The organism is Paenibacillus qinlingensis (assembly GCF_031455095.1).
GTDB classification, from domain to species: domain Bacteria; phylum Bacillota; class Bacilli; order Paenibacillales; family NBRC-103111; genus Paenibacillus_E; species Paenibacillus_E qinlingensis_A.
On the sequence record NZ_JAVDSB010000002.1, the window covers coordinates 337,287 to 353,375 of the forward strand.

Sequence of the window (16,089 nt, forward strand, 5' to 3'; positions counted from 1 at the left end):
GATAAATGTATAATCGGGCAATAGATTACAACATAGTATAAAAAGAGAAGAAAAGGCTTGTTTAAATCGGTACAAGAGAAGTAATTGAGTAAAACTATCAAGACTCAAGAAGATATGCAAAGTATTTTTAAAGGTTTAAGGCAGCGGTTGCGGATCACGCTCAAAATATGTTCCTGACCAAAATCCAAACGGAATGGAAAATGATCGTTTGGTCATCACCTTATCCAACCCCAGCGAAAAAAAACAGAGAAATCTATGTAAAGATATACTATTACGAGGTACTTAATACTGGATTTACTTTCACCTATTTCCAGTATTAATCACATGCAATATTACTTGTTGATTTCGGCAAAGTCCTTGTCGATCCCAATACCTCCATGCTTTTGGAAAAGCAACTTTTGGCAAGCAATCGTCAGTATCCTCGTATTACGGCTAGGGGTGATTTTAAACGAAAGATAGTCGCGCTTCTTTAGGGAAACTTGAAATTAGCTCCGTTACCGGACATGGCAATAGGTTACTTGAAACTACTGTTGAGGGATTTTTTCCTGGTTTAGATTCGGCAGACCCAGTTACCTTCTTCCGTTTTAGCGATTATATGTCGCATGATTAATTGATTAAACACCAACGGTATAAAAAAAGCAGCCGATCAACATGGGTCGACTGCCCTTCTTTTTGATGCTGAACTGGAATATTTAGTTCTACTTCCGCTCTTAGCTGCTATGACTGAAAACTTGAGTTTAAATTTTATTGAGGCTAACTTAATTTTTTGATAACAACAGAAGCGTTTGCATTTGCTTGTGTCCCTCCAGCTAAAGTCTGAAGGGTGACAGCAGCAGCTGAACTATGATTTCGTAGAGTAAGAACATCACCAGCGACTAACGCGATTATAGACTGACCATTGTTTTGCTGGGTACCTGCACCGGAACCGTATACGGAACCCGTAACCAGAACGTTATTTAAAAAGAGTGCGAATTGGTTTGGCTCAACTCCTGAAATGGAGTAAGTAACCTCATAGAAACCTGGAGTAGAACTGGTAATTACAATTTGAGAGGTTCCGGGAGTATGCGTAATGCCTAATGCAATAATGCCATTTGTATCAAATATAACATCTGCCTCTATTGGAACCGTCTGAGCTCCTAAATTGAAAATGTACCCGAACTCGAATACCCCTCCTGTTGCCCCAGTGGCACCTGTTGCACCAGTTACCCCAGTTGCACCCGTAGCTCCTGTTGCTCCTGTCGCTCCCGTGGCCCCAGTTGCACCTGTTGCTCCTGTTGCACCCGTTGTTCCTGTTGCTCCTGTTGCTCCTGTTTCACCAATTTCACCTGTTGCTCCTGTCGCCCCAGTTGCACCTGCTGCTCCTGTGGCCCCAGTTGCTCCCGTTGCTCCTGTTGCTCCTGTGGCTCCTGTTGCTCCTGTTGCTCCTGTTGCTCCTGTTGCTCCTGTTGCTCCAGTTACTCCCGTTGCTCCTGTTTCACCTGTTGCTCCTGTTTCACCAATTTCACCTGTTGCTCCTGTCGCCCCAGTTGCACCTGCTGCTCCTGTGGCCCCAGTTGCTCCTGTTGCTCCTGTGGCTCCTGTGGCTCCCGTTGCTCCTGTTGCACCCGTTGTTCCTGTTGCTCCTGTTGCACCAGTTACTCCCGTTGCCCCTGTGGCTCCCGTTGCACCATTTTCACCTGTCGCTCCCGTGGCCCCAGTTGCACCTGTTGCACCCGTTGTTCCTGTTGCTCCTGTTGCCCCAGCTGCACCTGTTGCTCCTGTTTCACCTGCTGCTCCTGTTGCTCCCGTTGCTCCTGTTGCACCCGTTGTTCCTGTTGCTCCTGTTGCTCCTGTTGCACCAGTTACTCCTGTGGCTCCTGTTGCACCCGTTGTTCCTGTGGCTCCTGTTGCACCCGTTGTTCCTGTTGCTCCTGTTGATCCTGTTGCTCCTGTTGCACCAGTTACTCCTGTGGCTCCTGTTGCACCAGTTACTCCTGTCGCTCCCGTTGCACCAATTTCACCTGTTGCTCCTGTTGCTCCTGTTGCTCCCGTGGCACCAGTTACTCCCGTTGCCCCTGTGGCTCCCATTGCACCAATTTCACCTGTTGCTCCTGTCGCTCCCGTTGCCCCAGTTGCACCCGTTGCTCCTGTTGCACCCGTTGTTCCTGTTGCTCCTGTTGCACCAGTTACTCCTGTGGCTCCTGTGGCTCCTGTTGCTCCTGTTGCACCCGTTGTTCCTGTTGCTCCTGTTCCACCCGTTGCACCTGTTGCTCCCGTTGCTCCTGTTGCACCCGTTGTTCCTGTTGCTCCTGTTGCTCCCGTGGCTCCTGTTGCTCCTGTTGCTCCTGTTGCTCCTGTTGCTCCTGTTGCACCAGTTACTCCCGTTGCCCCTGTGGCTCCCGTGGCTCCCGTGGCCCCAGTTGCACCTGCTCCTGTCGTACCCGTTGTTCCTGTTGCTCCTGTTTCACCCGTAGCTCCAGTTTCACCGGCTGCTCCTGTTGCCCCAGTTGCACCGGTAGCTCCTGTTTCACCTGTTGCTCCCGTGGCTCCTGTTGCACCCGTTGTTCCTGTTGCTCCTGTTGCTCCTGTTGCACCAGTTACTCCCGTTGCTCCTGTTGCTCCCGTTTCTCCTGTTGCTCCTGCTTCTCCAGTTGCTCCAGTGTCCCCAGTTGCACCAGTAGCTCCTGTTTCACCCGTTGCTCCTGAGTCCCCTGTTGCACCAGTAGCTCCTGGTTCACCCGTTGCTCCTGTTGCACCCGTTGCTCCTGTTTCACCCGTTGCTCCTGTGTTCCCTGTCGCTCCTCCTGCTTCTCCAGTTGCACCAGTGACCCCTGTTGCACCAGTTGATCCTATTGGACCTGTGTCACCCGTAGTTCCTGTTGCTCCTGATACCCCCGTGGCTCCTGTAGCTCCAGTGGAACCTGTTGCTCCAGTGGAACCTGTTGCTCCGGTTAAACCTGTGGCACCTGTCGCACCTGTCGCACCTGTTGCTCCTGTGTTCCCTGTCGCTCCTCCTGCCTCTCCAGTTGCTCCAGTTGCACCGGTAGCTCCAGTGGAACCTGTTGCTCCTGTTACACCTGAGGAACCTGTTGCTCCAGTGGATCCTGTTGGACCCGTGTCCCCCGTAGTTCCTGTCCTACCTAATCCTCCTGTAGCACCGGTGGCTCCAGCTTTTCCCGTAGCTCCAATGGCACCAGTTGCACCAGTGGATCCTCTTGGACCCGTGTCACCTGTAGTTCCTGTCCCACCTAATCCTCCTGTAGCACCGGTGGTTCCGGCTTTTCCCATAGCTCCCGTTGCACCAGTTGCACCCGTATCGCCCTGAATCCCACGTAAACCTCTAAGACCTCTTTTACAACACTTTTTTATTTCCTTCTTTTTACTCGATTTGCACTTACTTGGCATCTTACGGCATTTCATACATCTTACAGATGTTTTTTTCTTTTTTTTGGGACTAGGTTTTGATTTTGTTCTTTGAATTATTTTGGATTTTTGAGATATTCGGTCTTTTTTTTCTACAGTACTGAAAACAATCAACATATGTCACCTCCTTTGCATTAAAGTATGAGGGCAATCGTTGACTGGAATAGACACTTGTCTCAATCCGTAAAAATTATGGTAGCTTTTTCCTGTGAACGGTATGGTATTCGTGTAATTCTCCTTGTTTTATGAAAATATAACCTTTTATTTTAAAATTCGGGACATATATTCCAAAGTAATCAGTTTAAAATAAAAAACGTCACTTTCGCATAATTGCGAAGAGAGACGTTTTTTTTGTCATTATTTTAGCAAATAAAATCAACAAGGAGTGCGAAATCCGCCGCCTTAAAATTAAGCTAGATTATTAAATTCATACTCTTTCGACCCTTATCATAGAAGGCTACCGATAATTTCCCTGTTTTCCTCATCCTTCTCACATGCTCTAATAAACGGTATCTTTAGAGGTTGACGATTAAGGAGCCCTTTTTTGGGGGCACGCTATTCTTAAGAAGGAGTATAAGATAAACTAGCGCTAAATGAGAGTTGAGTAACATCAGCTGCTGAAGGATCGGTCGAAGCAAGTGTCCTTACACGAATTCCAATACGATCACCTGCTGCGACTATTAATGATCCCAGATTTATATTGGTTGCTGTACGGAAAGTGCCGGCAATAATTATATTATTTGGAAATCCGAATCTAACTGAACTAGTCAGCGGAGTTGTCACGTAAGGTGAAGAAATATGATCAATACCGTTATTAGGAACGGAAGGCGCTAGGAATACAGTAAAATCATATTGAAGACCGAGCGTATTTATTGAAACCACTGAAGCAACCAGTAAATCTGCGCTTATTTGTAAGTTTTGTACAGTTCCCGCAAAGGGAATTGGGAAAGCAAAACCACCGGCTTCGGGTGGACTTGTTGATTCTCCAGAGCCGTCGATAACTTCAACCGTGTGATTACCAAATCCCATTAAAATTGGAGCAGCAGATACTACAGTAGCACCACTCAGAATGATGCCTGTAGAGAATGGAATAAGTCCTCCTGATGTTCCCGTAGCTCCTGTTGCTCCCGTTCCACCGGTTGCTCCTGTTGCTCCCGTTCCACCGGTTGCTCCTGTTGCTCCCGTTCCACCGGTTGCTCCTGTTGCTCCTGTTCCACCTGTTGCCCCTGTTGCTCCTGTTCCACCTGTTGCCCCTGTTGCTCCCGTTCCACCAGTTGCCCCTGTTGCCCCCGTTTCTCCAGCTTCTCCAGTTGCTCCTGTTCCACCAGTTGCTCCTGTTGCTCCTGTTCCACCAGTTGCTCCAGCTTCTCCAGCTTCTCCTGTTGCTCCTGTTCCACCTGTTGCCCCTGTTGCTCCAGTTCCACCCGTTGCACCAGTTGCTCCTGTTCCACCCGTTGCACCAGTTGCTCCAGTTCCACCCGTTGCACCAGTTGCTCCAGCTTCTCCAGCTTCTCCAGTTGCTCCTGTTGCCCCAGTTGGGCCGGTTGGGCCACCGGCAGGTCCGGTCGCACCAGTTGCTCCTGTTGCTCCTGTTGCTCCTGTTGCTCCTTCACCAGTTGCTCCAGTTGACCCAGTTGCTCCCGTTCCACCCGTAGCTCCTTGGGGTCCACGTGGTCCTTCTGCTCCTTCTTCACCTTGGAATCCTCGTGGTCCACGCGGTCCTTCTGGTCCTACTGGACCTTGGTGTCCTCGCGGTCCTTCTGCTCCTGTTGGCCCTTGGTGTCCTCGTGGTCCTTCTGCTCCTGTTGGCCCTATTGCACCTTGGAGTCCTCGCGGTCCTTCTGGTCCTGTCGGTCCTATTGCTCCTTGGGGGCCTCGCGGTCCTTCAGGACCCGGAGGTCCTGGAGGGCAATTACATTTTCCCATACTAATCTCATCTCCCTGTAATCAGTGTATTTCATCATATTAAAAGCCTAAAAAGATAGACACAGTATATGCCTACCAAAATAAAATAGTGGGAATAAAACCCAAATTTTCATATTTCAGAACTTCTATGTGATTGTCCCATACAAAGTTAACGGCGTTTGCATTATATAATTTTAGGATAGATGACTAGGGAGTGATCAGAATGGACGAGCGCCCATTGATAGGTATTATGGTAAGTAATAGGCGTAGCAGAAAAAGAATTTTGAACCTTTGTCTTCGTTATCAAAACCTAAACATTAAACTTTACGCCTTTACGCCAACAGATATACAGTGGAATAAAAAACGTATTATTGGACTTAGCTTGAAAAAAGGCAAATGGACACAAAGTTTGTTCCCATTTCCTCATGCTGTCTATAACCGTTGTTATAATAAAAAACCAATCAACATTCAACACTTTGAAGCATTAATAGGCAAGAATAAGTGTTTCAACACTATCAATTTTTTCAACAAATGGGATCTCTATAACCAATTAGTACAATCTAATCTAGAACCATATGTACCGGACACATTTCTATATAATGAAGTGAACATATCAGAACTATTAAACTCCTATAAACTTGTCTACTTAAAACCAATTTATGGAAATAAAGGAGCATCGGTATATCGGGTTGAAATAATGGAAAATGAAGATATACACATTTCATTGCACAGCTTAGCTCCAAGATATATTTGTAGAAAAAATGAAAGCATTCAGGAAAAATTGGATGAACTTCTTGGACCAACGACATACATAGTCCAGCAAGGGATTCCAATGTGTCAACTTGATCATCAGTATTTTGATGTCCGCGTCCTAGTTCAAAAGGGAATTACGGGAGAATGGGCGATCTCCACAATAACATGTAGAGTAGCTCACAAACGATATTTTAACACTAGTATGTGTGAACATATCTATAATGTAGATGAGGTTCTCCCCCGATTATTTTCGCAGGAAAAAGTGAATGACATTCTTCAATCACTTCGTGATGTAAGTATAAAAGCCGCGCAAGAAGCAGAAATTCATTTGAGTTCACTGGGAGAATTGAGTGTGGATTTTGCCATTGACATAGAAAGCAAGCTGCGGATTATTGAAATAAACGGAATGCCTCAAAAAAGTATATACAATGACATAAAGAACTTTAAATACAAAAAAATAATTCATTGTAGACCATTGGAATATGCTTATTACCTCTCTCAGTCATAACTAATGAAAAATGGAGCATGTGCCGAGATGGCATCTGCTCCATGAAGTTAGTTAACTAGCATTTATTTAGATAATTTATTTGCCACGAGACTCCGAAGCGGTCATTCAGCCAACTGAACTTTTTATTAGACCCATAATTACCTAGCGTTGGTTATTTCACCCTGAAGGTGCGATGACCGAATCGTCGTACGAGAATAAGCGCGGCGGTCAAGTAAACGAGTGTTACAATCATGACTGCTGCAGTGAAAGGGAGCGCCGGGGCTTTCACTCCTATACTGATCCCAGATGCCGTTGACACCAGCAAGTTAACGATATAAAAAATAGGATTTTTCACATTCAGTTCGGTTGAGTAAGGCTGAAAGATATAGTACATGAACAGGTGATGGATGGAGAAAAAAACAGACAGCACTAGTAGGCACCCCCACAGCAGGAGCAACTCCAGATTTACCGCTGCGCCGGCGACCAGGATAATCAGCGTCAGCGCGACTCCCAGAGCAGCGGCAACCGATTCAATGGGGTCCGCAGCCTCCTCTGATGTTATCGAACCCCCGTTCCCCATTTCTATATAAATCCAAATGCACTCTCGGTATCAAAAAAAAGACCTGGGTTCATGACCCCAGATCTTCCTCTCTCATTAATCAATAACTGCCGCAGTAAACGTAATAGGTCCTATGACACTTGCTGATGATTGTCCATTAAAAAGCAGCTCACCCGTAAGCGTGTATACAATTTTATCATCATCATCGGGGCTATCAACATGAGCAAGTTGTGTCACTGCAAAGTGATCATCAGGGTATGCCTGAGCCGAGTCAGCAGCAGTGTAGATGGTTGTTCCCGTCAGTTGGTCCCCTCTCCAGATACGGAATAATACGTCAACATGATCGAATGTTGTGCCATTGGTAACTACATTCCAACCTACATTGGCAGTTAACCATACAGTTGCATCACCTTTTACAGAAACCGTTGCTAACGTAACAGGGACTTTAAACAATAGTGAAATATTAACACTACCGCCTGTATTTGGTGTCAAGACTTCATACTTGAATTTTTTGAGTTCATCGGACATGACTATCACCTCCTTGATTTGAGTTACTATATCGTATTCAATTCTACTAATCTATGAATCTATCAATTGACTGATAGTAATCGTACATTTTTGAAAGAACAAATTGTCCTGAGCGAGTTTTCTCATTTTCACGGAGCCGGCTCCAATAGAAGCCTCTGCACCTGGAAGCACCTGCTGGATCACTTTTGTGGTTCGATCTAAATGAAATGTCCTCAAGGCGTTTATCAGTCGTATCGTAAGATGAATAAAACAAAATATGAGGCTGAGTTACTGCAGTTGGTCAATAGCATCAATCCCAAGCTTATTGTTTCCGCCGCCATTAGCGAATACGGCCCTTTATTTGTTGTCCGCTTATCTAATGGAAAGCGCTATAACCTTACTTTTGAGCCATCTTGAAGATCAGAATTTGATCTATTAGAGGCTAGGACTATCTAGTTATTCCCCCACACCGACTCTTTGGGTTCCACATATGTTGTGAGAGTACACACCAATTAAATGAGGGAGTGATAGCTATGCCCGGACTACTACGCACAGTCAACGGAACGACCACCCTTTTTGCAACAACAAGTATAAAATCCAAGCAAGAAGGCATCTTGAGTGCGAACATAGGAATCGTTTTGAACGCCAGTCGAGGTGTCTCCGACATCTTCCTAAACATCACCCAGAATGCCTCTAACTTAGTAATATTCAAAATACAATCTCTGGATCGCACAAGCAGCAGACTCACGGCTTCCTTTGGTAAACAAGTGGACGGCGTCTCCAGTGCCAACATTATTCTCCAAGATAAGAACAACACTATCACTGCTAGAGGATTTATTAATAAGAAAGCAATCGTTCCCGTTAGACTTGAAAGCGCTTGTCAATGTGGTTGCTCTTGCACGCACACCAAAAAAATTAGATTCAAAGACGGTACAACATTAAAGATCAGCATCGATAAATCGCTCCAATTTGCCCTTAAACGACTATTTACTAAACTTGAGCGTGTGATAAAGAAACTGACTCCGAAACGAGGCAAAGGTGCGACCGCTGATCCCGAATGCAATGCAAAATGTTATCGTATCGGAAACGCTTGTCGGGCCGCATGCGGCATCTTCGCTGTCTTATGCACACCGGTATGTTTGAGCGCGCAGGCGGTTTGCCTCATTAGCTGTTTGCCCACCTGACCGGCAACCTTTCTACGCTTGGAAGAATCCGTACTTGGCACATGAGATCAAATCACCTACTTAATAATTATTTCCGGGGAAATGGATCGTTTAGCTTTTTTTCATAGTGAGACACCAAAAAAACGGCAGCAGAATAAATAGCTACCGCCTCTTTGTTTTTTTACATAATTTGCCACATGCACAAATAACCAACGGACACCGAACGTATGCCGGTTTCCGTTGGATCATGATAAAACTTCCTTAGAGTCTTTTTATCATGTCTTCTACTTTTGCTTGCATGGATTGCACCGTTGTTTTCCTATATTGAATACCAAGCCGAATTACCTTCAACTGCTGACTGCGAGAGAGCATCCGAAAACGTGGTTCTTGCTTTAAAAATTTTCGAATAATGGTCCAACTGTTGATTTCAAACCGATTTGGTTTGAGGTACGGGATGTCATAAGGCAGTTGCCGTTTCCGAAATCGATTAACAAAATTCCCGAAATTAGTTGACATCTTGCTTTCATCCACGAGGCACACAGCCCGATTTTTATTGGTATGCTTTTTGAGGAATGCGAAATGATGATGTCCATCCTGGATAATATAGTCACCATCTTTCTTGCTTTTTTGCACAATGAGTAATTGCATAAGGTCCTGTGCAACTTTTTTAAACTCCTTCTTACGTGGTGAAGTCTTCGTATTGGTATTGTCCTGCTTAATCTTATTTAGAGGTATATATTGCACTGTATATCTCAACGCTACCCCTCCTCAATACCGCTGCTTAATGTAATGTATTCCATGGTGTTACAGTGTATGTATGTTAGCGTATTGGAGGTGCATGCCATAAATGGATACAACTTGGCAGTAATACCTATTCTTATGCTCCCAGAGAGTATAAGTAAACCAGGTGCTTTTCGCACTAAAATAGCCCCCACCTGATAAATCAGATGAGGACTACGGCTATTTATTACCGAAGAAGATTGGTTTTCGCCAGCTCGATAATTTCGTTGCCTTGCCCGTTCAAAACGGCTTTCAGCATCCACATCGTAAATCCGCGTGCCTGCTCGAAGTTGATCTTAGGCGGCATAGCCAGCTCCTGACGATTGACGATGACATCCAGCAGTACCGGACCGTTGTGTTCGAACGCTCGACGAACGGCGCTTTCCAAGTCATTCGGATCCTCGACCCGAATTCCTTCGATTCCCATAGCTTGAGCCAGAGCCGCAAAATTCGGATTGTCGAGTTCCGTTCCGAATTCCAAAAAGCCGGCTGCTTTCATTTCCAATTCCACGAATGCAAGCGCGCCATTATTAAAGACAACGATCTTGATCGGGAGCTTATGCTGACGGAGGGTCAACAGATCTCCGAGCAGCATGGTGATTCCCCCATCTCCCGACAGAGATACGACCTGGCGTCCCGGCTGCGCAACCTGCGCCCCAATCGCCTGGGGCATTGCGTTCGCCATTGTTCCATGGTTAAACGAGCCAAGAAGCCTTCTTTTTCCATTCATTCTCAAATATCGGGCAGCCCACACAGTCGGCGTTCCAACATCGCAAGTCAAAACGGCATCTTCATCTGCGAGATCACTGATTACCTTCATGAGGAATTGCGGATGAATAGGCGCTCTGCCGGGAGCTGCAAGATTGTCCAGTTCCTGGCGGACTTTGGCATAATGTGCGGCAAAATACTGCAAATGATCAGAGGAGTGCGGTTCGTTTAGCAAGGGTATCAACATTTCGACCGTCGTCTTCACGTCTCCGCACACTCCGTATGCTAACGTCGTTCGCCGGCCTAGTCGGGATGAATCCAAATCAACCTGAAGGATGGTCGCTTCGTGCGGATAAAATTGTCGGTATGGAAAATCAGTACCCAGCATGAGCAAGACATCGCATTCCATCATAGCGTGGTATCCGGAAGAAGATCCGATGAGGCCGGTTAATCCAACGGAATACGGGTTGTCGTATTCCAGATATTCTTTTCCTCGCAGCGCTATCACCATCGGGGATTGTAGTTTCTCGCACAACTTCATGAGCGAAGCATGAGCTCCCGCGCAACCAGCACCGCACAGCAAAGTGATTCTCTTACCTTTGTTTAAGTAGTCGGCAAGCGTCTTCAATTCTTCTGCAGAAGGGCATACAATCGGATGTGTGGAATGGATAATGCGTTCCGGAACGGGGCTTTCGTCGTATTCGAAAGCTGCTACATCACCTGGAAGCACTAAGACAGAAACTCCTGACCTTGCCGTCGCGGTTTGCATTGCCATTGTAACCGCTCGAGGCATTTGCCCAGGTCCAGTTACGACCTCACAAAAAAAGCTGCATTCCTGAAACAACATGTCCGGACGGGTCTCTTGAAAAAAACTGCTGCCAATTTCACTGCTCGGTATATGAGCGGCAATTGCAAGAACTGGCACCCTGTTTCGATGGCAATCGTATAATCCGTTAATGAGATGCAAATTACCTGGTCCACTGCTACCTGCACATACGGCGATTCCTCCGTTCATGGCGGCATCTGCCCCCGCCGCGAAAGCTGCAACCTCTTCATGGCGGACATGGATCCATTCTATTTTTCCAGAACGTCGGATTGCATCTAGCAAGGCATTTAGCGAATCGCCGATAATGCCGTAAATTCGCTTCACCCCGGCATTTAGCAGGGATTCCACGATGGAATCCGCAATCGTTCTTCTCAAGGGAATCTCTCCTTTTTGTTTTTACTAATTGCCTAATGTTGCACTCATACATAGAATACAACCGTGTAAGGGATTGATTTTAGGATTGGAAAACGTCGACATTAGGCACACCACTTGCTGCTATATTTTCCTATAAGTTATATTTTTATCCCCAAAATAAGTAATAGGTAACTATCAAGTTAAGAAACAAAAAAATCCCCTCACAGCAGAAGTATTTAAGCTCATAAGCTTAAACACTCTCCACCATAAGGGGACGATTTTTACTAGGCTGTTGCTTCAACTTCCTCATGAACGGTTTTGATTTGAATCATAACCGTATTCGCATCCGTCAACACTTCAATGCCATCCTTGAAGATCAAGTCGGAAACGAGAAGCTTGTCGCCAGTATCAAGGCCACTGATATCCACTTCCATGGAAGTCGGCAAATCACCAGGCATACAACGTACTTCTACTTCATAGATTTCAATCTGTAGAACCCCACCGGATTTAACCCCGATTGCCTCTCCAGAAAATTGAATAGTAACTTTGCTGTCCATGATTTCAGTCATGTTCACATGATGAAAGTCGATATGCAGCAGATTGCCCGACATCGCATCCTTTTGGACACTCTGAACGATGATCGGAATTATTTTCTCATCGGATGTATTACCCTGCAGAATAGCTCGTGGATTTTTTTTCAAAATATCCAACATTTCTTTTTCATTTACTTCTACAGACAAAGTATCTTTACCAATCCCATACAACACAGCCGGGATGCGTCCCTGTTTTCTTGCTAGATTCATAGTGGACTTTGTTTCACCAGTGCGCTTGTTCAATTGAATAAATTTACTCATTGTTTGTTTCCTGCTCTCTTTGACCATAAATTCTTGTCAAAGTAATTATAACATGACCATAAAATCTAGTCAAACTTTAAGGGGAACTCCCTCGATACTTTTCATTCTTGCATGTAAAAAAAGAAGAGTTGAGAGAACTCGCTGTCCCGTTCCTCAACTCTTCTTAAGATGACTTTCTCCCGTAGTAGTGAAACGGGGCTGCTATATGTATACATCGCGATTTCCAAACTCAATAAACACTAGTTTCAGCACTTTTAATTGAATTCCTTGTCATTGACGTCTTCCTGATAATCCATTGATGCATCTATCGTCCAATCACTTTCTACATCCATGTCGATGCCGATGAGCTGCCCAGGCTGGACATTAAAATACAGACAAAGCTTCAGTAATAAGTCCCTAGGATACTGTACCATCTCATCCTTATACATACGACGAACGGAGTCAAAGTGGTAGTTAATCTCTTTCGCAAGCTTGCGTATCGATAATTTAGGATCGTGATTTTCCATAACTTCTTTTAATTTACTGCGTATGACTGACACACATACACCCCCTCCATAAATATATAGGGAACGCAATGGAGAGTCAATGAATTGACAAGAAAAAATGGTCATAGGAAGCTAGTATTTGCTAGTTGTTTCGTTTGACTGATTGACGAAAGTGATTTGGGGACATGCCCACCATATTTCTAAACGTACGGTAAAAAGCGGACACCGTCTCATAGCCTACTTCAAAGCAGATGGAGACGATATCTTTATCCGTTTCTAGCAAAAGTTTGCTGGCAACTCCAATACGTACCTCGCTTAAATATTGCGACGGCGTTTTCTGATATCGTTCTTTGAAAATACTGCTCACATGCCGTACGCTCATATTCATCCGAACGGCAATGTCTGTCGATGTGATGGGTTCGAAATAGTGGGTATCTATATAGTTACAAATGCGTTCCGCGCGAAGTGAGTTAGCATCAGGAGTATGAGGAATTTGTTGGGAACGGGCAAGTTCAAGCAGAAGCTCTTCCATATGCAGCTTAATCGCAAATGTGTTCAGTAAATCTTCCTGCAATTGCTCGTAAAGCATTTTGCGCAGCAATCTCCGAAGCTCACTACTTGCAAACGCATTCAGTTTTAACAAGGAAGAAGCTCCGAAGAACTTGCCAAGCAATTCCTCTTGCGCATAGATATCGATCGAAGTTCGGTGAAAGGCAAGCACGAGAAGTGTCAATTTGGAGGTCGTACTAATCGAATGCTCGGAATAAGGCACAATCAATGCGGCTACATCTTGCCCAATCTGATATGTTTTACCATTGAGCGTTATTTGTCCTTCGCCCTCCATACCATATAACAATTGATAGACGTCATGATGATGACTGCCTACAACATTACGATCCCGATGCTGGCTTTCATACAAGTGGACACCATGATGTGGAAGATATAATTTTCTAAACGTCATGATGGGCTCGCCTCCTTTATAACCCCCAACTTGGAAACCCTTTCATCCATTGTAGATCGGAGTTTAGCAGGAGACAAGCGCTTTCTTTTCGTAAAGTTGATTAGCATCCCTTTTTACCTGATGTCTTTCGTTTCGTATATTTTTTGGTGACTTTGGGCTTCAGCTTCGTTTGCTTCCTCTGATCTTCTGGGACGATGACTTTACCATCATCCTCTCTCCAATAGAGCAACTGCGCTACGAAATCCGCATCATGAATAATGACCACCTGCCTACCCTCGTCTATACAGACGTATGATTGACCTAGAATAACCTTTACACATACTCCGTGTATCGCTGTTTCATTGTAGTAATGACTTCATCGCCGGGGAGATCCCAGATCGACTTATTGAAAATTTCAACTTCAATAGGACCCTGATAACCGACCTCTTCAACCATTTGCCGTATTCTTCTTAGCTCTATCACGCCGTCGCCCATCATCCCACGGCCAAGAAGCAAATCCGGCGTCGGAACGATCCAATCGGATACGTGAAAGCCTAGTATGCGATTGCCTGCCCTGCGTATTTCCGTATATAACTGGGGATCCCACCAGACATGAAACACATCTACAACTACGCCTACTTCGCTTGCTGCGTACTGCTCCGCCATTTGATTAGCTTGACCCAGCGTGACAATAACAGACCGTTCTGCCGCATACATGGGATGAAGCGGTTCGATGCCAAGTTTAATACCTCTATCTTTTGCATAGGGGACTAGACGGTCTATGCCTTCTTGAACCCACCCCCTCGCACGATCGATGTCGCGGTCAGGAGCAGGGCCACAAACGAGAACGAGCGTCTCTGCTCCAAGCGCTGCTGCTTCATCAACAGCACGCCGATTATCATCCAGACGCGCTTCTCGTTCAGCCGCCGTTGCTGCAGGAAAATATCCCCCTCGACACAGACTCGATACGCGCAAACCAGAGTCTGTAATGATTTTCACACTTTCATTAAGCCCCAGTTCAGCTACTTTGTGTCGCCAAGGTGCGATCCACGGAATGCCTGCACGAACGCATCCATCGACTGCCTCTCGCAAACTCCAGTTATCCGTTGTTATTTGATTCAAACTAAGACGTGACATCGAAGGTTGACTGTACATCTCATAAGCCCTCCTCATTATTAATTTGTGGAGTTGTTAAATAATGCCATGCATAGCCAACACGAGTCGCATCCGCTCCGATGCTAGTTCGGGATCCACAAGGAGCCCAGCTCTATCGGCAAGTACAAATAACTCACATAAATGAGTAAGCGAACGCGAGCTTTCCTGTCCGCCTAGCATGCGAAAGTGTGATTGATGTCCATTCAAATAAGCCATGAATACAATGCCAGTCTTGTAAGCATAAGTAGGCGTTTGAAAAATATGACGAGAAAGTGCGACAGTCGGCTCTAGAATTCTTTCATATGCCGCCATGTCTCCCCGATCAAGCGCTTGAATGGCAGCAGAAGCTGCAGGTGCAATCGCATCAAATATACCGAGGAGTGCATGACTGTATCCTTGCTCATCACCACGGATAAGTGTTGGATAATTGAAATCATCTCCGGTATACATCTTAACCGTGCTAGGCAGACGTCGACGCATTGCGATTTCTTTATCTGCATCGAGCAGCGAAATCTTAATTCCATCCACCTTATCGGCATGAGCGTGAATGACTCTCAAGCATACATCCATAGCCTCATTCAGATTCCGATGCCCCCAGTACCCTGCGAGTGCAGGATCGAACATATCTCCAAGCCAATGCAAGATTACGGGCTGAGAGACTTGGCTCAAAATACGGCTGTAAACCCTTTCATAATCTTCAGGTCCCCGAGCAGCCGCAGTAAGTGCCCGGCTTGCCATAAGTATAATTTGCCCGCCTTCTCCTTCTACGAACGCGCATTGCTGCTCGTATGCTGCCTCAACATCTTCGAGTGTTACCTCATTCGATGGCAGCAGATGATCCGTTCCAGCACCGCAAGCGATGCGGCCATTCACTGCTTTGGCCTCCGTAATCGAACGCGAGATAAGCTCTTGCGCCCGTGTCCAATGAAGACCCATGCCGCGTTGAGCCGTGTCCATGGCCTCGGCGACTGAAAGACCAAGCGACCATAAATGCCTTCGATAAGCTAGCGTGGCATCCCAATCTATTCGCGAATCATGCAGTGGATTCGTATCAGCAAACGGATCGCAAACGACATGAGCAGCGGAAAACGCCGTACGGCTAATAAGTGGGTTTTGCGGTTGTGTGAACGAACCGCTTCGCCCTGGCGTGTAAGGAGATAAGGTTCCTCCTGTTCGTAGGAGCTTCAACACCGTAGACAACGTGGTTTCCC

The 16,089-nt window shown here is 45.8% G+C and carries 15 protein-coding genes and 1 pseudogene; 3 read left to right on the forward strand and 13 right to left on the reverse strand.

Going from position 1 to position 16,089, the window contains the following annotated elements; translation table 11 throughout:
• Positions 1 to 753 precede the first annotated feature (753 nt).
• Positions 754 to 3,348, reverse strand: a complete 2,595-nt coding sequence (locus J2736_RS09420) for a hypothetical protein (RefSeq protein ID WP_463675856.1) — start codon at positions 3,346 to 3,348, stop codon at positions 754 to 756.
• A 615-nt stretch (positions 3,349 to 3,963) separates the two neighbouring features.
• A complete protein-coding gene (locus J2736_RS09425; RefSeq protein WP_310225782.1) occupies positions 3,964 to 5,328 on the reverse strand; it encodes a collagen-like protein in 1,365 nt (454 codons plus the stop codon).
• Between the two features lie 202 nt (positions 5,329 to 5,530).
• On the opposite strand from J2736_RS09425, the gene J2736_RS09430 reads away from it, so the two are divergent.
• A complete protein-coding gene (locus J2736_RS09430; protein WP_310225784.1) occupies positions 5,531 to 6,568 on the forward strand; it encodes a YheC/YheD family endospore coat-associated protein in 1,038 nt (345 codons plus the stop codon).
• Positions 6,569 to 6,623: 55 nt separating this feature from the next.
• Here the strand turns inward: J2736_RS09430 and J2736_RS34290 are convergent.
• The 3 genes and pseudogenes from J2736_RS34290 to J2736_RS09440 all read right to left on the reverse strand — a co-directional run.
• Positions 6,624 to 6,701 (reverse strand): annotated as a pseudogene (locus J2736_RS34290) (VOC family protein); the annotation flags it as partial.
• 18 nt (positions 6,702 to 6,719) lie between these two features.
• Positions 6,720 to 7,127, reverse strand: a complete 408-nt coding sequence (locus J2736_RS09435; protein WP_310225786.1) for a hypothetical protein — start codon at positions 7,125 to 7,127, stop codon at positions 6,720 to 6,722.
• A gap of 75 nt (positions 7,128 to 7,202) precedes the next feature.
• Entirely contained in the window at positions 7,203 to 7,634 is a 432-nt protein-coding gene (locus tag J2736_RS09440; RefSeq protein WP_310225787.1) for a hypothetical protein, read from the reverse strand.
• Positions 7,635 to 7,874: 240 nt separating this feature from the next.
• Here J2736_RS09440 and J2736_RS09445 point away from each other — a divergent pair, with 240 nt between their 5' ends.
• Together J2736_RS09445 and J2736_RS09450 are read left to right on the forward strand one after the other, a co-directional pair.
• Entirely contained in the window at positions 7,875 to 8,030 is a 156-nt protein-coding gene (locus tag J2736_RS09445; protein WP_310225789.1) for a hypothetical protein, read from the forward strand.
• Positions 8,031 to 8,146: 116 nt separating this feature from the next.
• A complete protein-coding gene (locus tag J2736_RS09450; protein ID WP_310225791.1) occupies positions 8,147 to 8,797 on the forward strand; it encodes a hypothetical protein in 651 nt (216 codons plus the stop codon).
• A gap of 240 nt (positions 8,798 to 9,037) precedes the next feature.
• Here J2736_RS09450 and J2736_RS09455 read toward each other — a convergent pair whose 3' ends face one another.
• The 8 genes from J2736_RS09455 to J2736_RS09490 form a co-directional block, all read right to left on the reverse strand.
• The gene (locus J2736_RS09455; protein ID WP_310225792.1) at positions 9,038 to 9,532 is read right to left on the reverse strand and encodes a ParB N-terminal domain-containing protein; all 495 of its coding nucleotides are present in this window, start codon (positions 9,530 to 9,532) and stop codon (positions 9,038 to 9,040) included.
• 211 nt (positions 9,533 to 9,743) lie between these two features.
• Entirely contained in the window at positions 9,744 to 11,465 is a 1,722-nt protein-coding gene (poxB, locus tag J2736_RS09460; RefSeq protein WP_310225793.1) for a ubiquinone-dependent pyruvate dehydrogenase, read from the reverse strand.
• Positions 11,466 to 11,728: 263 nt separating this feature from the next.
• Positions 11,729 to 12,298 (reverse strand): 50S ribosomal protein L25, encoded by a 570-nt coding sequence (locus tag J2736_RS09465; RefSeq protein WP_310225795.1) that lies wholly within the window; start codon positions 12,296 to 12,298, stop codon positions 11,729 to 11,731.
• A gap of 254 nt (positions 12,299 to 12,552) precedes the next feature.
• Positions 12,553 to 12,837, reverse strand: coding sequence for a helix-turn-helix domain-containing protein (locus J2736_RS09470; protein ID WP_310225797.1), 285 nt, complete (start codon positions 12,835 to 12,837; stop codon positions 12,553 to 12,555).
• Between the two features lie 88 nt (positions 12,838 to 12,925).
• A complete protein-coding gene (locus J2736_RS09475; protein WP_310225799.1) occupies positions 12,926 to 13,744 on the reverse strand; it encodes an AraC family transcriptional regulator in 819 nt (272 codons plus the stop codon).
• A gap of 100 nt (positions 13,745 to 13,844) precedes the next feature.
• Positions 13,845 to 14,009: a hypothetical protein gene (locus J2736_RS09480; RefSeq protein ID WP_310225801.1), complete on the reverse strand. Its 165-nt coding sequence runs from the start codon at positions 14,007 to 14,009 to the stop codon at positions 13,845 to 13,847.
• Between the two features lie 47 nt (positions 14,010 to 14,056).
• The gene (locus tag J2736_RS09485) at positions 14,057 to 14,878 is read right to left on the reverse strand and encodes a sugar phosphate isomerase/epimerase family protein (RefSeq protein ID WP_310225803.1); all 822 of its coding nucleotides are present in this window, start codon (positions 14,876 to 14,878) and stop codon (positions 14,057 to 14,059) included.
• Between the two features lie 36 nt (positions 14,879 to 14,914).
• Positions 14,915 to 16,078, reverse strand: a complete 1,164-nt coding sequence (locus J2736_RS09490) for a dihydrodipicolinate synthase family protein (RefSeq protein ID WP_310225805.1) — start codon at positions 16,076 to 16,078, stop codon at positions 14,915 to 14,917.
• Between the last annotated feature and the right edge of the window lie 11 nt (positions 16,079 to 16,089).